The organism is Prosthecobacter vanneervenii, assembly GCF_014203095.1.
Lineage (GTDB): Bacteria > Verrucomicrobiota > Verrucomicrobiia > Verrucomicrobiales > Verrucomicrobiaceae > Prosthecobacter > Prosthecobacter vanneervenii.
Window position 1 is genome coordinate 399,994 of sequence record NZ_JACHIG010000003.1, and the last position, 20,360, is coordinate 420,353.

At 60.7% G+C, this 20,360-nt stretch carries 9 protein-coding genes and 1 tRNA gene; 6 read left to right on the forward strand and 4 right to left on the reverse strand.

Going from position 1 to position 20,360, the window contains the following annotated elements; translation table 11 throughout:
* Positions 1-4: 4 nt before the first annotated feature.
* Positions 5-1,276 carry a DUF1552 domain-containing protein gene (locus HNQ65_RS09500; protein ID WP_184339286.1) on the reverse strand — a complete coding sequence of 424 codons (1,272 nt, stop codon included), beginning with the start codon at positions 1,274-1,276 and terminating at the stop codon, positions 5-7.
* Positions 1,277-1,340: 64 nt separating this feature from the next.
* On the reverse strand, positions 1,341-2,663 hold the full coding sequence (locus tag HNQ65_RS09505) for an alpha/beta hydrolase family protein (RefSeq protein ID WP_184339287.1): 1,323 nt from the start codon (positions 2,661-2,663) through the stop codon (positions 1,341-1,343).
* A gap of 107 nt (positions 2,664-2,770) precedes the next feature.
* Between HNQ65_RS09505 and HNQ65_RS09510 the strand changes: the two genes are divergently transcribed.
* The 4 genes from HNQ65_RS09510 to HNQ65_RS09525 all read left to right on the forward strand — a co-directional run bounded on the left by HNQ65_RS09510 (position 2,771) and on the right by HNQ65_RS09525 (position 12,959).
* Entirely contained in the window at positions 2,771-3,562 is a 792-nt protein-coding gene (locus tag HNQ65_RS09510) for a 3-keto-disaccharide hydrolase (RefSeq protein WP_184339288.1), read from the forward strand.
* 13 nt (positions 3,563-3,575) lie between these two features.
* Complete coding sequence (locus HNQ65_RS09515) at positions 3,576-5,069, forward strand: sulfatase family protein (protein ID WP_184339289.1); 1,494 nt, start codon at positions 3,576-3,578, stop codon at positions 5,067-5,069.
* Between the two features lie 101 nt (positions 5,070-5,170).
* Positions 5,171-9,643 carry a PVC-type heme-binding CxxCH protein gene (locus HNQ65_RS09520; protein WP_184339290.1) on the forward strand — a complete coding sequence of 1,491 codons (4,473 nt, stop codon included), beginning with the start codon at positions 5,171-5,173 and terminating at the stop codon, positions 9,641-9,643.
* A 214-nt stretch (positions 9,644-9,857) separates the two neighbouring features.
* Positions 9,858-12,959, forward strand: a complete 3,102-nt coding sequence (locus HNQ65_RS09525; RefSeq protein WP_184339291.1) for a PVC-type heme-binding CxxCH protein — start codon at positions 9,858-9,860, stop codon at positions 12,957-12,959.
* A gap of 64 nt (positions 12,960-13,023) precedes the next feature.
* Here the strand turns inward: HNQ65_RS09525 and HNQ65_RS09530 are convergent, their stop codons facing one another.
* Positions 13,024-13,812: an SWIM zinc finger family protein gene (locus tag HNQ65_RS09530; RefSeq protein ID WP_184339292.1), complete on the reverse strand. Its 789-nt coding sequence runs from the start codon at positions 13,810-13,812 to the stop codon at positions 13,024-13,026.
* Positions 13,813-13,821: 9 nt separating this feature from the next.
* Positions 13,822-16,476 carry a DEAD/DEAH box helicase gene (locus HNQ65_RS09535; protein WP_221306100.1) on the reverse strand — a complete coding sequence of 885 codons (2,655 nt, stop codon included), beginning with the start codon at positions 16,474-16,476 and terminating at the stop codon, positions 13,822-13,824.
* 141 nt (positions 16,477-16,617) lie between these two features.
* Here HNQ65_RS09535 and HNQ65_RS09540 point away from each other — a divergent pair, with 141 nt between their 5' ends.
* Entirely contained in the window at positions 16,618-20,142 is a 3,525-nt protein-coding gene (locus tag HNQ65_RS09540) for a DEAD/DEAH box helicase (RefSeq protein WP_184339293.1), read from the forward strand.
* Between the two features lie 66 nt (positions 20,143-20,208).
* Positions 20,209-20,284 (forward strand) — tRNA-Ile (locus HNQ65_RS09545).
* Positions 20,285-20,360 lie beyond the last annotated feature (76 nt).

The window sequence follows — 20,360 nt, forward strand, 5'->3', positions numbered from 1 at the left end:
CTCATCACGAGAAGCGACCCGTGCTGTTGCCAAAGGAGTCCGTCTCCACGCCCATCTTCTGCGCGATGTCCACAAAGAGATTGCACAGCGGCACTTTGTTGATGCCCTCGCGCGGCACTTCACGAAATTCGCCGTGCTTGTAGCCGCCGCCCGCCAGGAGGATGGGCAGGTCGGAGTTTTTGTGCGAGTTGCCGTCGCCCATGCCGCTGCCAAAGAGGACAGTGGTGGAGTCCAGCAGGGTGCGGTCGCCGTCCTTCATTTTGGAAAGACGCGCGACGAACTTGCCGAAATGCTCGATCTGGTACTTCTCCAGCGTGATGAGGCTGGCGATGGCTTCCGGATCATTGCCGTGGTGGGAAAGGCCGTGCCAGTCCTTCTTGATGCCGAGATGCTGCGGCATGAAGTCACCGCCGATCTCCAGCGTAGCGATGCGCGTGCTGTCTGTCTGCAGAGCCAGCGCGATCAGCTCATACAGGATCGGCAGGTCTTCCACCGCGTTGTGGTTCGCAGGCTTGTCAAAGGGGGCCTTCGGCTTCGGCTGGCTGACCCAGCGCTGGCGCAGTTCCAGGCGCTTTTCCACGTCGCGCACAGAGGTCAGGTATTCATCCAGCTTGTCCTTGTCCTCCTTGTTCACACGCTTGGAGAGGCGGTTGGCTTCATCCAGCACGGAGTCGAGGATGGAAGCCTGCACCTGGTTTTCCTGCACGCGGCGTGCCTGGCGCTCCTTGGAGTCGCTGACAAAAAGCTTTTCAAACAACTGCGAAGGATTGGTCACAGGCGGCACACGCACGCCCGACTTCGTCCAGGCGATCTGGCAGCCGCCATGGATGCCGCCTTCGGAGCCAACGGTCAGCGAAGGAAAGCGCGTCTCAAAGCCGATCTCGTCCGCTAGATACTGGTCAATCGTCACATTGCCGTCTGGGCGGTTTTGCGCCTCGGAGTTCAGCACGCCGGAAAGGAAGGAATGCACGGCAAAGTGCCCGCCCTTCACGCCATGATCGAGGCCGCGAAAGACCGTCATGTGGTCGCGGATGTCCCACAGCGGCTCCAGCAGCGTGGTCTTCTCGTAGTCGCGTCCCTTGGTGGTCGGGAAAAGCTGCTTGGTCTGGTAGCCCAGCAGATTGCCGATGGCCACAAACCGACGCGCTCCGGCACCTGCACCCTTGGTGGCCTTCAAGGCGGAATTGCCACCCACATTCGCGGCCATGAGGGAGGGGAGTCCTGGCAGGGCCAGCGAGGTGCCCAGGGATTGAAGGATAAAGCGGCGTCTGTTCATGATTTGGGGGTCTGACTACTACGTAGCCAGACCCCTCAGTGTTGCAGCAGGAAACACGCCCTTTTTACTCAGATTTCAGACCTGCGGTGTTGACGGAAATCACGCGATACTGGTGCTTTTTGCCTGCTTCGGCCTTGGTGTCGGCAAAACGCATCTCCACCAACGGATTGGTAGGAGTGTCGCTGTACTGCAGTCCCTGAAAAATCGGGCGGCCAAAGGGATTCTTCGGCTGCTCCGGCACAGTCCCGACCTGCTCGCCATCGCGCATGATGATGAAATGCGCCAGACCGCTTTCGAGATCGGCCTCAGCTTTCCAGGTCAGCACGTTATCCTTCACCTCCAGGCCCGTGGGCGCAGGCGGCGGTGTGGTATCAGCAATCGCGGTGTCTTTGACATAAGTCATCCAGGCTTTGGCGATAGCCTCGTTTGGCAGCCAGAGCGCCTGGGCCTTGTCTCCGGCAAACTTCTCGGACGGGGTGGCCTCCGTCCCGAGCAGCGGGGCCAGCCAGGCATTCTTGGTAGGCATGGGCTTCAGCGGGTCGCCGCTCTGTTCGGGAAGGCGCGCGCTGAGGCAGGCGTCCAGCCAGAGGATGGTGAAGTAGCGCTGATTGCCGCATTCGTGGCTGGTGAAAGGATCCACGGAAATGCCAATGAGTCCCCCCTTGGCACGCACGGCGGTGAAGAACTTTTCATTGGCGGCCCACGCTCCCGCAAACCGGCCCTCCTTGACAGTCACACCTTCCTTGGTGCCGAGATTGCACATGATGGGCACGCCAGAGATGGCATCCGGCAGCGTGTAGGCCTTGATCGTGGGCCGGGTGGGATTCTCCTCCAGCAGCGGCACGCCGGAGCGCGGGCAGGCGGCTGCCACGCGATCGGGGTGCAGGATGGTCATGCCGCCGGTCCAGTGGCCACCGCCACTGTGCCCCCACAGGGCCCAGGGCACCTTGGAGAGTTCAGGATGACCGGACTTCGCACCGAGATCGGCAAGGGCTTTTTGAAAGGCCTTGTCCGAGCCATTGCGCGGATCACACCACATCTGACAATCCGCCTTCTCCGGCTGCTCATAGGAGGGAGCCAGCAGGGCGCAGCCGTGCTTCTTTGCCAGTGCCTGCCAGTGCAGGTCAAAGGCCCCGGTCAGCCCAGATTTGCAGGAGCCCTCGCCACAGCCATGCTGATGCACGATGACTCCGCGCAGTTTCTTCACCCCCGGAGGCACCCAAACCGTGTAGTTCACGGGGAAAATCAGTTCTCCTGGGGTGGTCGAGGCTTCATAACGCACCCGGTAGTAGGGCGGATCAGCCGCAGGAAAGACATCATACGGCGGCTGCTGTGCCAGCAGAGGGGCAGTGAGCGCCAGGAGGGAGAGAAGGGCAAGTGAACGCATGGGAGCAAACCTACACGGAATGAAGTGAGAAAGTTGCATGCATGAAGAGAAACTGGCACGCCGCACTCGTTTTCCCTCACCCGACCTTTTCACCTGCCATTCCCCTCATGAGATTCCCCGCGCTTCTTTCCCTCCTCATCTTCGCCGCCACAGCTTCCGCTGAAGACGGCTTCACCGCACTCTTCAATGGCAAAGACCTCACGGGATGGGATGGTGACCCCAAGCTGTGGAAGGTGGAAAACGGAGAAATCATCGGCACCTGCACCGGACCAGACGCCATGCCGCACAATTCTTTCCTCATCTGGCGTGGCGGCGAGGTCAAAGATTTCGAACTCCACGCCACTGTCCGTGTGGAAGGCGACAACAATTCCGGCATTCAATACCGCAGCCGCGAGCTGCCAGAGGTCGCGCCTTGGGTGATCACCGGTTACCAGATCGACATCCACCCTGCCACCGAGCACACCGGCATGACCTATGAGGAAAAAGGGCGCGGTATCTTCGGCCTCAACGGCACCAATGTCCTGCTCGACCCCGCTGGCGCGCTTTGGAAGCTCTCCATGCATGAGCCGGTGAAGGTGGACGTCTTGCAATGGAATGAATACACCGTCATCGCCCGTGGAAACCACCTGGTGCACAAGATCAATGGCAGGATCACCTCCGAACTGACCGACTGCGATGAGAGCAAGCTTGCCCTCGCAGGTCTGCTCGCCATTCAGCTTCATCGCGGAAATCCCAACAGCGTGCACATTAAAGACCTGCGCATCAAGGTGCTGCCGGTGGAGGCCCCGCAGCCGTTTGATGCCGCCAAGCTCCCCGCAGGAGCGCAGAAAATTGAAAAGCCCCGCACCAAGAGCCCTCAGGGCACCGGACCAGTGCTGCCACCGGCCACCAAGAAGTGATCTGCACCCGCTTATGAAACACCTGCTCGCTCTCTCCTTTCTTGCCTGTCTTGGCGCTTCATCGGCGGCGGAGCCACCGCCCAACATCATCCTCATGATGGGGGACGACCATGGCTGGGAGGAGACCGGCTACAATGGCCATCCGCACGTGAAGACACCTGTGCTCGATGACATGGCCGCAACGTGTTTCCGCTTCGAGAATTTCTACGCCGCCCATCCGAGCTGCTCTCCCACACGCGCCAGTTTCATGACGGGCCGCCACCCAAACCGCATGGGCACCTTCAATCCCGGCTTCTCCATCCGTCCGGAGGAGATCACCATCGCAAAGATCCTTGCCAAAGCCGGCTACCAGTGCGGCCATTTCGGCAAGTGGCACCTCGGCCCGGTGAAAGCAGAGTCGCCGACGAGCCCGGGAGCGATGGGCTTTCACGAATGGGTGTCTCACGACAATTTCTTCGAGATCAACCCGTCCCTCTCACGCAATGGCGGCCCGCCGGAAGTCATCCAGGGAGAAAGCTCCGCCGTGGTGATCGATGAGGCGATCAAGTTCATTGATCGGGCCCGCAAAGAAAAACAGCCCTTCTTCACCGTCGTGTGGTTTGGCTCTCCGCATGAACCCTACAGCGGTCTGTCGGAGGATCTGGCCCTCTACGACGATCTGCCCGCCAAATACAAAGACAAGAAGGTCAGGCTCACCTCCAACGAAACCGGAGGCCCAACGACACGACCCCAAGGCGAGGTGCTGCGTGAACGCTATGCCGAGATCACCGCCATGGACCGCGCCATCGGCACGCTGAGAAAGCACCTCGCGGCAAACGGCCTGCGCGAAAACACGCTGCTCTTTTACTGCGGCGATAACGGCACTTCCCCCGATGCCTCGCTCTTCCTGCCGCATCGCGGCGTGAAAGGCCAGGTCTATGAAGGCGGCGTGCTCGTGCCGGGTCTCATTGAGTGGCCTGCCCGCATCCCCAAACCACGCAGCACCAAAGCCCGTGCCACTACTAGCGATCTCCTTCCCACGCTCTGCGCCCTCACCGGTCAGCCGCTGCCAGACAGGCCCCTTGATGGCATGGATCTCCTGCCGGTCATCGACGGGAAAGCGAGCGAACGCCCCAAGCCGCTGTGGTTCTGGCAGTTTGATACCTCCCACCTGCAAAAGGCAGAGCCCTACATCGCGCCTGCTTTGCAAGAAGGCACCACTCCACTGGCCAAAAAGGCCGGAGGCAAGGCCACGCGTGATTTCAGCAACTTCCGGCACCCGCAAATCACCGATGCCGATTACCTCGGCCCGCGCGCGATCATCGACGGCCGCTTCAAACTGGTGGTGCATGAGCTGAAAAAAGGCGGAGCCGTAAAACAGGAGCTGTTCGATCTCTTCACCGATCCTGCGGAAAAGACAGACCTCTCTGGCCAGCAGCCTGACACCGTCAAAAAGCTGCAATCTGGGCTGCGTGACTGGCAGACCTCCGTTCTGCACAGCCTTACGGGAGCAGATTATCAGAAATAGCTCATCCCCCCTGCACGCCCCCACCAAAGCCACTTCTCCCTCTCTTTTATTGTCCGGTTTTTCCATCCCCTGCGAGATACACCATCCGTCGCTCCAACCCTATGATACGTCCAACCGTCCTCCTCCTCACCCTGCTCTCGCTCGTGACCTTCGCGAGCGCCGCACCTCTCGTCTATGAAGGCACCGAAGGCCCCGGCAAAGGAAAGCACATCGTCTTCCTGGCAGGAGATCACGAATACCGCTCCGAGGAGTCTCTTCCCGCCCTCGCACGCCTGCTGGCAAAACATCAGGGCTTCAAATGCACGGTGCTCTTCGACATCAACAAAGACGGCGAGATCGTGGCTGGAGAGGTGCCGAACATGCCCGGCATGGAGGCGCTGGACACGGCCGATCTCGCGGTGGTCTTCCTGCGCTTTCAGCAGTTCCCCGCCGAGCAGATGAAGCACTTTGATGCCTATCTCGCGCGCGGCGGTCCGGTGGTCGGACTGCGCACGGCCACGCATGGCTTCAAAACAACGAAGGACGATCCCTACGCCAAGTATTCTTTCGACAGCAAAGTGCCGGGCTACGAGCTGGGCTTTGGCCATCAGGTGCTCGGCCAGACCTGGGTGGGCCACTACGGCACCAACCACAAGCAGAGCACTCGCATCGCCATCGTTCCTGACAAGGCCACCCATCCCATCCTGCGCGGTGTGACAGACATCTGGGTGCAGGCCGGCGGCTATGTGGGCAAGCCCACCGATGGCGAGATCCTGACCATGGCACAGCCGCTCAACGGCATGACGAAGGATTCACCTGCAGATACCACCAAGCCGCCGATGCCGAGCGAGTGGACCCGCACCTACAAGTCCTCCTCCGGCAAAACCGGCCGCGTCTTCACCACGCTCTACGGCACCTCGGAAGACATCACCAATGAAGGCTACCGCCGCATGGTGGTAAACGGCATCTTCTGGGCGCTCCGTCTTGAGGACTCCATCAAGCCTGACCTGGACGTTTCATTCGTCGGCCCCTTCGAGCCCAACACCTTCGCCGGAGGCGGCTACGCCCGTGGCGTGAAGCCTGAAATGTATGCAGGCTACGCCTCGGTCATCCCCGCAAACCACAATACCAAAGGCCCCGCAAAGAAGCAGGAAGCCAAGCCCGCCGCAGCAGCAACCACCAGCACGCCAGCCAAGGTGACCACTGCCACTGGCAAACCCGCACGATACGTGCGCATCGAAATTCCCGGCGACAAACGCTGCCTCCAAATCGCAGAGATCGAAGTGCTGAGCGCTGGCAAGAACGTGGTCAAGGGCGGCAAGGCCTCGCAATCCACCACGACCAACGGCGGCGTCCCAGAACGCGCCTTTGATGGCAACAAGAGCCCGGACTGGGGCAAAGGCGGCCAGACTCATACGAAAGAGAACCAGCCGAATCCTTGGTGGGAAGTGGATCTGGGCTCCAGCCAAGTCATCGACACGATCAACCTTTGGAGCCGCCAGGGCTTTTCAGACCGCCTTGGTGACTTCACGCTCTCGCTGCTCGATGAATCTCGCAAACCGGTGTTTGAGATCAAAAACGTCGCCGGACCAGAATCGATGACCATCGATGTGAAAGGCGGCGGCAAGCTGACCTACCTGACCTTTGACGGCAAGCCCGGCAAACCTGCGGTGAAGTCCGGCGGCGGCGGAGCTCCGGCTGTCAAAGAACCCGAACTGGCCGAAGTGCCTGCAGACTACAAAGACCCGTCTCCCTTCGCCTTTGGCAAAGGAGAGGTCGTGGCCATCCTCGGCAACGCCCTGCCGGACCGCATGCAGCATGACGGCTGGATGGAGACGCTGCTGCAAAGCCAGCTCCCGGACATGCAGGTGCGCTTCCGCAACATGAGCACCAGCGGCGACCGCCCCAACAACTACCCGCGCAGCAGCGGTGCCACACACATGACCGACTACCTTCGCCATGTGAAGGCAGACGTCGTCTTCGGCTTCTTTGGCTACAACGAATCCTATGACAACAAGCCCGAGGAGTTTCAGAAGCAGCTCGTCGAGTTCGTGAAAAAGACTCGTGGCAGCAAAGCCAACGGCAAAACCTTCCCGCGCATTGTGCTCTTCAGCCCCATCGCCCATGAAGACACACACAATGTGAACGTGCCAGACGGCAAAGCGCACAATGCCCAGCTGGAAGCCTACACCAAGGCCACCGAGGCTGCGGCCAAAGAGGCCGGTGTGGCATTTGTGGACCTGTATCATCCTTCCCTGGAGCTGTTCAAGGCCGCGAAGGAACCGCTCACCATCAACGGCGTGCATCTTTCCATCGAAGGAGATCGCCAGCTGGCGGAGGTGATCGCCAAGGCCCTGCTGGGCAAACCGGTAAGCGCCTCCGCCTCCATGGAACCGCTGCGCGAAGCCGTGATGGACAAGGACCTGCACTGGTACAACCGCTACCACGCCTCTGACGGCAATGACGTCTGGGGCAGCCGCTCCACCCTCAGCTTTGTTGATGGCCAAAACAATGCCGTAGTGCTACAGCACGAGCTTTCCATGCTGGACGTGATGACCGCCAACCGCGACGAACGCGTGTGGGCTCGCATCAATGGCGGCGACAAGAAGATCGACGACAGCAATGTGCCGAAGCCCGTTCCCGTGATCTCCAACGTGGGCGGCGGCAGCAAGAGCAGCAGCGCGCAGAAGGAAGGCACACTGAAATACATCAGCGGCGAAGAGGAGCTCAAGAATATCGCCATCAAGAAGGGCTTCGAGATTCACCTCTTCGCAGAGGAGTCACGCTTCCCTCAGATCGCCAATCCGGTGCAGATGCAGTTCGACACCAAAGGCCGTCTCTGGGTCGCCGCCTGGCCCACCTATCCAAAATGGGAGCCGCTCAAGGAGATGAACGACGCTCTGGTCATCCTGCACGATGACAACAACGACGGCAGCGCCGACCGCGCCACGGAGTTTGCCCGCGTGCAGAACCCTCTGGGTTTTGAGTTCTGGAACGGTGGTGTGCTCGTCACGCGCCAGTCGGAGATCCTTTTCCTGAAGGACACCGACGGCGACGACAAGGCGGACGTGCAGACCATCATGCTCATGGGGCTCGACAGCTCCGACACCCACCACGGCGCCAACAATCTCATCTACGGCCCTGACGGCGGCATCTACTGGCAGAGCGGCGTCTTCATGCAGCACAATTACGAGCACCCCTGGGGCCCGTCGCTGAACGCCACCGCTTCGGCCATGTATCGCTTCGATCCGCGCCGCTTCACCATCGCCCTGCATGCGATGAATTCGCCGAATCCGCATGGCACCTCCTTTGACTACTGGGGCTACCAGTACGCCACGGACGGCACCGGTGGTCGTGCCTACCAGGTGCGCCCTGAAGGCAACGGATTCAAAATGTATGAGCTGCTCAAAAAGGAAGTGCGTCCCGTGACCGCCAGCGAGGTCGTCAGCAGCACGCACTTCCCGGACGAAATGCAGGGAGACTTCCTCATCTGCAACGTCATCAGCTTCCTCGGGGTGAAGCATTACCACCTCGAGCGCGACGCCGAGAAAGGCACGGTCTGGGGCGAGCCTGCAGGCGATGAGCTGACCGTGAAAGTCACCCAGGCCGACGGCAGCGTCACCGAGGAGAAATCACGCGGCTTCCTCATGAGCGGCGACAAAAACTTCCGCCCTAGCGATGCGGTGTTCGCACCAGACGGCTCGCTCTATCTGAGCGACTGGCACAACGTCATCATCGGCCACATGCAGCACAATGTGCGCGACCCGAACCGCGATCACACTCATGGCCGCATCTACCGCATCACAGCCACCGGTCGCCCATTGCAGAAAATTGTGCCTATCGACGGCCAGCCGATCCCCGCGCTGCTGGAAAACCTCAAGCATCCCACGGACAGCATCCGCCATCGCACCCACATCGAGCTGAGCGAGCGTGACACCAAAGAGGTCATCGCTGCCACGCAGGCCTGGATGAAGCAGTTTGACCCAGGTAAAAAAGAAGACGCGCATCACCTGCTCGAAGCGCTGTGGATTCATCAGCAGCACAACGTGCGAAATTTGGAGCTGCTGGGCCAGCTTCAGAAGTCTCCTGAACTGCATGCCCGCAATGCGGCCAACGTGGTGCAGCACCTGTGGTTCAACGTGGAGGCCTCCATGCACGGCGGTGTCATCGCCGGCGAGGTCGAGGAGAAAGCCAAGAAGTCAGGCATCCTCAGCGATACCCCCGAACTCACCACCATCCGCATCGCCACCGTTCCCGAGCGCATGATGTATGATGTTAAAGAGCTCACGGTGAAGTCCGGCAAGAAGGTGAAACTCACCTTTGCCAACCCCGACTTCATGCCTCACAACATCCTCCTGGTGAATCCCGGCAAAGCCGATGAAGTCGCCACACAGGCCATGGCTCTCGGAGCCAAAGGCTTCGAGACCGGATTCATCCCCGCCAACACCAACATCCTCTGGCACAGCAAGCTGCTGGACAACGGCAAGCAGCAGGTGATCGAGTTCACCGCCCCCGCCAAGCCCGGCGACTATCCCTACATCTGTTCCTTCCCCGGCCACTACCTTATCATGCGCGGTGTACTGCATGTGAAGTAAGGCATAAGATTGACTTCTCGTCTGAGATCTAGGCGGGCCAGAAATGGCCCGCCTTTTTTGTCCGGTCACACCTCCTCATGGGAGATAAAAGAACTGCCCTCCCACGTTCCTTTGCATCCGCCTTATGACCAAGCCTGCCGCTTTCCTTCTCGCCCTCGCACTTGTTTCAACGTGCGCTGTAGCTCAAAATACAAAAGCGGTCCTCAATCCGACCATGGCGATCAACCCGCTGGACGCCAAAAACACGGACACCGGCAAACCTGCGCCGCCAGAAGACCCGGCGCTGGCCAAATACTACATGGAGGAAAAGACCGCACCTCTGCCCCCGGTGACGTCGGCGGTGGACACGACGCTGCCTCTCACGCTGCAGAAAGGCGACCATGTGGTGTTCATCGGCAACACGCTGTTTGATCGCGGCGCTCAGTTCCCACATTTCGAGGCCATGCTCCTCAAGGGACATGCGGACAAGCAGCTCGTGGTGCGCACCCTGGCATGGTCCGCAGACGAGGTTGATCTCATGCCGCGCCCCACAAACTTTGGCACGCTCAACCAGCATCTGCATGCACAGAAGGCCGATGTGATCTTTGCCGCCTTTGGCTTCAATGAATCCTTCGGCGGCGTAGAAAAACTGCCAGACTTCAAACTGCGCCTCACCGCTCTCGTTCAGGAGCTCAAAACGCATGCCTACAATGGCAAGTCCGCGCCGCGTGTAGTTCTGGTGTCACCGATCGCGAATGAAAATGTCAAAGGCGTGCCAGCGGCAGACATGAACAACGCACGTCTCGCCGCCTACACCAAGGCGATGAGTGAAGTGGCAGCCGCAGAGAAAGTAGGATTCGCCAATGTGTTTGAGCCCATGCTACCCGCGATGAAGGGCCTGACCTTTAACGGGGTGCATCTCGAAGATGCAGGCTACGCCGTGTTTGGCGAGGCGTTGTATCGCGCCACCTTTGAAGTAAGCGCACCCGAGACAACTCCAGAGCTGCGCGCCGCCATCGCAGATCGCAACCGTCAGTTTTTTCAGCGTTACCGCCCATTAAACGGGTTCTACTACACTGGTGACCGCAACAAGGACTACGGCTATCTCGACTTCCTGCCCGCCATGCGCAGCTTTGATGTCATGGTGACCAATCGCGACCAGCGCATCTGGGCCATCGCACAGGGACAGAGCTTTGCCGGCAAAAAAGTGGATGACTCCAATGTGCCCGAAATGCCCGCCACCAAGGAGAGCAAGGGTGCCAACGAATGGATGACGCCGGCGAATGAACTCGCCGCCTTCAAGGTGGACCCGCGCTTTGAAGTAAACCTGTTCGCCAGCGAAGAGCAGTTCCCCGAAATCGCCAATCCTATTCAGATCCGCTGGGACACACGTGGACGCATGTGGGTCAGCACCTCTCAGGCATACCCGCATCTCTACCCCGGCCAGGAACCCAAGGACCGCCTCATCATTCTCGAAGACACGGACAACGATGGCCGAGCCGACAAATCCACCGTGTGGGCAAACAATCTCCACATCCCGCTGGCCTTCGAGTTTGGAGACGGCGGTGTGTATGTTTCCGACGAGCCACACCTCACTTTTCTCAAGGACACCGACGGCGATGGCAAAGCAGACTTCTCCCGCCAGGTATTCACCGGCTTCGGCACAGAAGACTCCCACCACGCGCTGCATGACTTTGTCTGGAGCCCCGATGGCGATCTCATCATCCGCGACTCCATCTTTCTTCATTCCCAAATAGAGACCGCCTACGGCCCCGTGCGCCTGGACAACTCCGGCTGGTTCCGCCTGCGCACCGATACTCAAAAGCTCAGCACCTTCGGCAGCTACCCCAGCACCAATCCCTGGGGTGTGACCTTCGACGACTGGGGCCACCACATGGCCAGCCATCCCATCTTCGCCAGCGCCTTCCACGCCACTAATCCGCCCTATCCCGAGCAGCATCCCGGCGCCGGCAAAATGCCCGCCTACTCCGGCACCTGCGGCCAGGAGTTTGTCGATTTCGATTTCTGGCCTCAAGAGCTTCAGGGCGGATTCATCAAGGCGCGCTACAAGCCCACCAACAACATCGAGATGCACCAGTGGATCGAGATGGACGACCACTACGAGGAAAAGAAAATCGGTGATCTCATCTTCTCCACCAACCTCAGCTTCATCCCCACGGACGTGAAAGCGGGCCCGCGTGGTGACTTCTACATCTGCGATTGGTACAACCCCATCAAAGGCCACGCCCAATACTCCCTCCGCGATCCGCGCCGCCTACGCACCAGCGGCCGCATCTGGCGCATCGTGCCAAAGGGGGCCAAGTTGGCCGCACCACCCACCGTTGCTGGCGCGCCCATTCCCGCCCTTCTCGATCTCCTCAAAAGCCCCCACTACCGCTGGCGCTATCAGGCTAAGCGCGAGCTGCACGAACGCGATGCCGCCGAAGTCAAAACCGCGCTCGACACATGGATCGCCAGCCTTGATCCCAAGGACGCCCGCCTCCGCCACCATCAACTTGAAGCCCTCTGGACCGGCCGCACCATCGGAACCGAAAATCACGCGTTGCTCAAAGCGCTGCTCAATTGCGAAGAGCACCACGCCCGTGCCTCTGCCACGACTCAATTGCGCTATGTCGATCTGCCTGATCGCATCGAACAGCTCCGCTCTCGCGCCAATGACGCCAATGCCCTCGTCCGCATGGAGGCCGTCATCGCCGCCAGCTACATCGGCACCGCCGAAGCCCTCAATGCCGTTCTGCCAGTGCTCGACAAACCCATGGGCGAGCACCTGACATACGCCGTCCGCACTTCTCTGGGGAGTGAAGCCCTCTCACGCCATTGGAAGGCCGGCGATAACCCCAAGATCACCGCCTTCATGAATGCCTTCGCTGCCAGCTACAAGCGGAGCTCTTTCGAAAAGAAAAAGACCGTCGAGGAAACCGCCTTCGACAAACAACCCGGCGTCGCCAAAATCACCATCAACTGCGTTCGCGAGCGCATGCTATTCGACAAAACCGAATTCAGCGTCAAAGCAGGCCAGCCTGTCAGCCTCGTCTTCAACAACCCCGACGCCACTGCGCACAACCTCGCCATCTGCAAACCTGGCAGCGTGGAGGAGATCGGCCTCGCCGGAAACGAGATGGCCAAAGACCCCGATGGCATCAAAAAGGACTTTATTCCCCCCACGGACAAGATCCTCCACCACACCAAGCTTCTCAATCCCAACGCAGCCGAAACACTCCGCTTCACCGCCCCCAAAGAGCCCGGAGACTATCCATACCTCTGCACCTTCCCCGGCCACTGGGTCATCATGCGCGGAGTCATGCACGTCAAGTAGTCGGGGCATTCCTGCCCCGTCTGGACATGGAGCGGAGAAGCAGAGACTGGCAGGAATAGCCCGGTTACTTCCTTTTCTTCTTCGCTGCTTTTTTGGCGGCTTTTTTCTTGGCGGGCTTCGCTTCGACGAGGGCTGGTTCTTCGATGGGAATCTCTGTCGCAAGGTCAATGCCGAAGATTGCCGACAAATCAGCTCCAGCGAGTTCACCGGCATCCGCCGAGAGATCGGTAATCGCAGCACTGCTGGCATCGGACAGCAGCTCCGCCTGGTCCACACCGCGCAGCGTGAAAAGCAGCTCTGGCTTTGTATCCAGCAACACGCCCACGCCATACAGCACGGCGGAGACATGTTTGCACATGTCCGCATAATCAGGGCAGGAGCAGTTGAAGCGAATCTCCTTCGGCTTCGGAAACAGGCCATTCACAGGATCGGTCAACACCTTCATCAGGTCGTCGCCCAGCTTTCCCGCCAGCAGATCCAGCATGGAGCCCACCTGCCCAGCGCTTGATTCCACGATCTGCTTCCACTGCTTCTTGGGCAACGGCTGGATGCTGACGCTCGTGTCATACAGCTCTGATCCCGCCACCACTGCGCTAAGTTTGCCTGGTTCGATCTCGAGATTGAACACTTTCCCTTGCCTCAGATAGCTCCGCCCACGTGGCAGACGCGACTCATAGACCTGATATGACTCCAGGTTCCGGCACCAAGCCTGTCCCCAGAAGGTGGTGCACAGTTTCTTCTGCCCAGCCGGAGCTTCCAGCACTTGAAACTTATCCCCGCGCTTCTTCCGCTTCTCGATCTCGCGCTGCAGCCGCGCCTTTTGTTCTTCGACATCTTGGTAGGACCACCACATGACCTGCTTTTAAACGACAGCAGCATTCACATCAAGCCTCACCAAATCCAGCAGTTCCTCGGCTCCCATCTCCGTCAGCAGTTTCTCCGCTCCCCCCTCCCCAGTGATCAGGTCATGGGCCAGGCTCATCTTTTTCTCGATCAATGCGTCGATGCGCTCCTCGATCGTCCCCTGACAGACAAACTTGTGCACCATCACATTCTTCTTCTGCCCGATGCGGAAAGCGCGGTCCGTCGCCTGATTTTCCACCGCAGGATTCCACCAGCGGTCAAAGTGAATCACATGGCTGGCGGCTGTGAGCGTCAGCCCGGTGCCGCCGGCTTTCACACTGATGACCATGAAGGGAGGCCCTCCGGGCTGCTGAAAGCTTTCCACCAGCTGCGGGCGCTTCTTCACGGCCGTCCCGCCATGCAAGATCAGCCCCTCTCGGCCAAAGACTTTGGCCAGGAATCGCGCCAGTGGATCACAGGTCTCCTGAAACTGCGTGAAAATCAGCGCCCGTTCACGGCGCTCCGCCAGTTCGCCGCATATCTCCGCCAGTCGCGCAAACTTGCCGCTATCCTCAGGATTCCAGGCACCATCGCCGTTCCAGTGGCTTGGGTGGTTGCAGATCTGCTTAAACTTCAGCAGAAAGCCCAGCACCAGCCCCTGCCGCTTGATCGGCTCCATGCTCTTGTCCGCCAACATCTTGGCCAGTTGATCCACCAGTTTCGCATAGATCGTGGCCTGCCGCTTCGTGAGGCCGCAGAAGGCCTTTGTTTCAATCTTGTCCGGCAGGTCGCTGATGATGCTTCTGTCCGTCTTCATGCGCCGCAGGATGTAGGGCTGCACCAGCCGCCGCAGCGGCGCGAAGCCCTCACTGCTTTGGGCGCAGCGCTTCACCACATCCGCAAAAGCGGCCGAGCTGCCGAGCAGTCCCGGATTCAGGAAATCAAAAAGACTCCACAGATCTCCCGGTCGGTTCTCCACCGGCGTACCGGTGAGAGCAATGCGTGCCGGGGCCTGCAGATTCTTCACCGCCTTCGCACTGCCACTGCCGGGATTCTTGATCGCCTGCGCCTCATCGAGAATGACCATGCTCCACGCGTGCTGCTGCCAGGACTCGGTGCGTTGCAGAAACTGATACGTGGTCAGCATCGCATCATACCCACGCAGAGCCTCCGCAGGCCGCTTCACCGCATAGTCCAGCTCCTCGCGTGCGGTCTGCGAGGGGTGGGCAATGAAAAGCCTCAGGTCAGGTGCAAACTTCGCCACCTCAGCCCTCCAGTTGCCCACCAGTGAGGCAGGAACGATCAGCAGCCCCGGGGCCTTCGCTTCCTTTTGCCGCGCCAGCAGCAGCGCGATGACCTGCAGCGTTTTGCCCAGTCCCATGTCATCCGCCAGACAGGCACCCAGCCCCAGACGTGTCATGAACTGCAGCCATGAAAAACCCTTGAGCTGATAGGGGCGCAGCGTCGCACAAAGATTCGGCGGCGGTGGCGAGGCAGCAGGGTCACGCATCTGCTGGAGCAGCGTTGCCAGATTCTTGCCCGCCACGATGTCGCTCCACTCATGCACCATTGGCGTGCTCTCCTCTTCCACGGCTTGCAGTCGCGGATCAAAGCCCGCCAGCATGCGCATCCCTTCGAGAAAGCCGATGCCGCCTTCACCTGCGGCATGCTGCACCCGCTCCCAGTGCGACATCACCTGCTTGAGTTGTGCGCCGTCCACCTCCACCCAGCGGCCACGCAGGGAAACCAGTCCCGTGTCTGCGCTCAGCAGTTTCTCCCACTCCGCATCAGTCAGCGGCTCGCCATCCATGCTGGCGCTGATCTTAAAGCTCATCAGCGCACCCACATGGAGGGAGGCCTGCTTGGGCGCATCAATCGTCACCGCTACTGCCGGGCGCGGCCCTTTGCCGCTGCGCCACCAGTCGGGGAGCTTCATGACAATGCCGCTTTCTTGAAACTCGGCCGTGTCCCGCAGCACGCGAAAGGCCTCCTGCGGAGACATCGCCATGGGCTGAAAGAGCCGCTTCGTCTCCAGCCACTCGCGCAGCAGCTTGGATTTTTCCGCCGCCGTGCGCACCGGCTCTAGCAGAGCATTCAGCGCCGCCTGGTCCTTCTGCCCGGCATAGAGCTGCAGGGCACGCGCCAGGGGCAGGTGCTGCGGCTGTCCGGTGGCGCTCAGTTTTTCGGTAAAGGTGGCCAGAAAGGCAAAAGGCCGCTGCGTGTCCGTCTTGTTTTCCGCGAGGTGAAAGGTCACACGCCCCACCGCATGCCAGGCAGGGCAGCTCTGCCGCAGCCAGTCCTCCACACCCAGTTCGGCGCACAGCCGGGCGATGTGCTGCGCCAGATCCAGCCACCAGCGTTCCAGAATCTCAGGCGAAAGGTATTCAGCCCCGGCAAAGGGCGGAGCAGCGGCCATGTGCGCCACCCGTTCTGGCATCGCCGGGGGCAGCGTAGCCAGTGCATCTTTCGTCTGGCACAGCCGGGTGAAAAACTGCCGGCCATAGTCCCGCAGCCAGCGCCACGCCGGCTCCAGTTCTGCGGTCAGCAAATCCGTGCAAAGCAGGCACAGAAGAGCCCCAGACGAGTCGAGAGCGGCTATTTTTCGCTCCGCCGTCGATTCCGCCCCACCTTCGTGGGTGAGAAATCCTTCCGGTGTGATCACTGGGACAAGCATAAAATCTCTCTGGATGAATGAACGGCGGCGCACAAGCCGCGATCTGACGGAAAAAACACCGCAGCGGCCCTTTCCAACGGGGTTCGGCCTGCTAACGTACCGGTTCCCCCGCCGTTGCCCGGCGCGGGCCTCATTTTGCGCATGTCCAGTCTCATCACCGATCTTCCCGTTCTGCTCCGTCCGTTTGATGCCCGCACCCGCCAGGAGGCGGAACGGCTCGTCGATGATGATGCCGTCAGGGGGCTGGAGCTCATGGAAGATGAGATGATGGCAGAGGTGCGGCTGGACGACCGCCCGGCTCAGGTGCGTTGGCTGCGTGGTGATCGCGGCTGGCATGGCGAAACAGACGTGGATGATGATCAAACGCTCGAAGACCTCGCCCTCTGCGCCACGCTCGTGGCGGTGCAGCGCCGTGAGGCACGCGGCACCCTGCCCATGACTCCCGTGGAGGAGGAAGACTTTGAGCATCAGCTCTCCGTCAAGCTGGGCCGCCAGCTCACCCCTGATGAGGAGAATTACCTCAGCAAGGTGGAAAAGCGCTACGAGCGCGTGCGGCTCACCGGCAAAATCTTTGACCAGGACATGGTGCGCCTGCATTCCCGCTGGGCCATCCAGACCCTGGAGCCTCTGGCGCTCTGGCCTGAGACTCCCAAAAGCCTGCGCGATTTCTGGAACTACATCGCCCTCGCCCTTGCAGACAAAGGACTCGCTGTGCCGGTCTTCCTCCGCTGCATGTGCGACATCGAAGGCACCCGCGAGGCCCTGCGCGAATGGCGCCACGCCAGCACCGTGCCCACCTGGCAGAAGCGCATCCGTGAGTTCATCGACTCCCGCCAGGACGACCGCCACACCCACCGCCAGCCGCCGCGCCAGTGCGACTTCCGCCTTCTCATCACCGTGAATGACGCGCGTCTGCAGATGCGTCTGGAGGGTGGCGAGACGCCCTCTCCCTACACCACGGTGGATGCTGCTCTGCTGGACAATCTCCGCCGCGACCACCGCGACGGCCGCCTCGTGACCTCCGGCACCTCCGAGCTGCTTTTCGTCTCCTGCCTGGGTCAGTGTGATGAGAACTGGAACGACTCCTTCCGCTTGGAGTCCAAGCACCATTCCCAGTGGCTGGCCACGCTCTTCCAGCAGCCCGCTCTGCACGAGCGCATGCTCACGCTCGACGAGGCCCCCTTCACTCTGGCAGAGCAGCCGCTGCGCTGGACCACACGTCTCAGTGCCAATGGCCTGAATCTCACCCTCCAGCTTGAAACAGCCGAAGGCATCCCTGCCCCGCTGCCCCTGCGCATCCTGCGCGGCGTGCAGACGCTCTACCTTAGCGCAGACACCCTCTTCCGCGGCCCGGTCTGGCTGCATGATGAATCCCGCATCGACACCGCCGTCACCATGCCGCTGGAGGCGCTTGCCACCGCTGAGGGCATCGCCTTCATGCGCGAGATCGACATCCCCGTCCCGGACGCGATCAAAAGCCGCGTACGCCACGAGGACCTGCATGTGAATATCAGCGCCGCCTGTCTGGCCAAGACCTCCGGCTCCAGCGGCGCCGAGTTCGTCACCTTCAAGGCGGATGCTGTGGATGCCGAAGGCCGCGTTCGCGAGACCCTGCGCTTTTCCGGCTGGCAGCCGGTGGATGAAAAAAAAACGACTGACTCCGAAGACGCCATCGTCTGCCGCGACCGCCGCGCCCTGCGCGACGCCGAAGAGCTGATGAACCAGCTGCGCCGCACCTGGGACATGGAAAATGACGCCTGGCGCGTGCGCATGGCCAAGGATTTCCCCGACATGTTCCACCAGTGGGCCTCCGTCCTGCCGGAGAACGTGCACCTAAAGACGGACGACAGCCTCAAGACCATTCTGGCAGATCCCCTCATTGCCCGTGTGCGCCTGGAGGCCACTCAGACCAGCAGCATCGACTGGCTGGACCTGCGCCTCGTCTTTGACATCGAGGGCATGGATCTCAAACCCGCCGACATCCGCCGCCTCATCGCTGCCAAGGGTGAATTCGTTCGCCTCGCAGACGGCTCCTGGCGTCGCGTGAAGCTAGAGCTCAGCGAGGAGCAGATGCAGATGCTCGACCGCCTGGGCATCGACCTCAATGAGCACAGCGACGAAACCCACCGCATGCACTGGCGGCAGCTCGCGCAGGAAAGCGCGGCGGAGATCGTCAATCCCAAGGCCTGGAGCAAGATCGTCGAACGCATGGAAGAGGCCAAGCTGGACCTGCGCCCACCTGTTCCAGAGGGGCTCAATGTCACACTCCGCCCCTATCAGGTGGATGGCTTCCATTTCCTCACCTACCTCACCTCCAACCGCTTCGGCGGCATCCTGGCAGACGACATGGGCTTGGGCAAAACCCTGCAGGCCATCACCTGGGTGCTCTGGCTCCGCTCACGCAAAAAAGCCGACGGCCCCCACCTGCCCGTGCTCGTCGTCTGCCCCAAGTCCGTGCTGGACGTCTGGGCGCTCGAGTTCAAGAAAGGCTCCCCCGACCTGCGCGTGCTCGTGCTGCACGAGCGCGATCTCTTTGATATCAACCTCGTCATGACACAGATTGACGTGGTGGTCATGAACTACGCACAGCTTCGCGGCTTTGATGGAGCTCTGGCCGCCGTGCGCTGGTTGGCCGCCATTCTGGATGAAGGCCAGCAGATCAAGAACCCCGACTCCAAAGCCGCCAAGGCCGCACGCCAGCTCCGCGCAGACAACCGCCTCGTGCTCACCGGCACGCCGCTGGAAAACCGCCTGCTGGACCTCTGGAGCCTCATGACCTTTGCCACTCCTGGAGCCCTGGGAGAACGCGCCTACTTCCACCGCCACTTTGACCGCCGCAAGGACTCCCGCGCCGCCGAGCGCCTCTCCGCACGCCTGCGCCCCTTCATGCTGCGCCGCACCAAGTCCCAGGTGGCCCGCGACCTGCCTTCCCGCAGCGAGGAAAATCTCCTCAGCGAAATGAGCGGCCGCCAGGCCGAGCTCTATAAAGAGGAGCTGGCCCGCGCCCAGCACATGGTGCTCAACAGCTCCGGCTTTGACATGGTCAACCGCCGCCGCTTTGCCATCCTGCAGGCCCTCACCCGCCTGCGCCAGATCTGCTGCCACCCCGGCCTTATCGACAAAACCGCCGAGAATGAGGAGAGCGCCAAGCTCACCTCCACACTGGAGCTCATCCAGGAGCTGCATGCCGAAGGGCATAAGGTGCTGCTCTTCAGCCAGTTCGTCTCCATGCTGAAGATCATCCGCACCAAGCTGGAGGAGCTGAACCTCCCCTACCATTGGCTCACCGGCGCCAGCACGGACCGCGCAGGCATCGTCAAGGCCTTCCAGGAGGATGACAAAGCCAGCGTCTTCCTGCTCTCGCTCAAGGCCGGTGGCGCGGGTCTGAACCTCACCTCCGCCTCCTACGTCATCCTCTACGATCCGTGGTGGAACCCCGCCGTGGAAAACCAGGCCATCGACCGTGCACACCGCATCGGCCAGACCCAGCCTGTAATGGCCTACCGCATGCTGACCAAGAGCACCATCGAGGAGAAGATCATGACCCTTCAGCACAAGAAGAACCTCATGGTCAGCAACGTCCTCGGCGAAGGTGGTTTCACCAACCTGCTGGAGAAGGAGGACTTCGACTTCCTCTTCGACATCGAGGCGGAGCGCAGCGCGTAGCATGGACTGAGAAGAGAAGTTGCCGCCTCTTCCTTGCGGTGCATACTCTAAGATCTCCGTGCGCACGCTCCTGTAGCTCAACGGTTAGAGCAGGGGACTCATAATCCCTTGGTTGCGGGTTCGAATCCCACCGGGAGCACCACACCAATCCAAAAGCGCAGAAGAAAGTTGCCCGCGTCTGACACTCACCGATTCAGGCTCTGTTTGTCACTAAAAAC

Coding starts and splice junctions, on each gene's coding strand:
- HNQ65_RS09535 (WP_221306100.1), bottom strand. CDS start 16,476: ATGCTTGTCCCAGTGATCACACCGGAAGGATTTCTCACCCACGAAGGT.
- HNQ65_RS09530 (WP_184339292.1), bottom strand. CDS start 13,812: ATGTGGTGGTCCTACCAAGATGTCGAAGAACAAAAGGCGCGGCTGCAG.
- HNQ65_RS09505 (WP_184339287.1), bottom strand. CDS start 2,663: ATGCGTTCACTTGCCCTTCTCTCCCTCCTGGCGCTCACTGCCCCTCTG.
- HNQ65_RS09515 (WP_184339289.1), top strand. CDS start 3,576: ATGAAACACCTGCTCGCTCTCTCCTTTCTTGCCTGTCTTGGCGCTTCA.
- HNQ65_RS09500 (WP_184339286.1), bottom strand. CDS start 1,276: ATGAACAGACGCCGCTTTATCCTTCAATCCCTGGGCACCTCGCTGGCC.
- HNQ65_RS09510 (WP_184339288.1), top strand. CDS start 2,771: ATGAGATTCCCCGCGCTTCTTTCCCTCCTCATCTTCGCCGCCACAGCT.
- HNQ65_RS09520 (WP_184339290.1), top strand. CDS start 5,171: ATGATACGTCCAACCGTCCTCCTCCTCACCCTGCTCTCGCTCGTGACC.
- HNQ65_RS09540 (WP_184339293.1), top strand. CDS start 16,618: ATGTCCAGTCTCATCACCGATCTTCCCGTTCTGCTCCGTCCGTTTGAT.
- HNQ65_RS09525 (WP_184339291.1), top strand. CDS start 9,858: ATGGCGATCAACCCGCTGGACGCCAAAAACACGGACACCGGCAAACCT.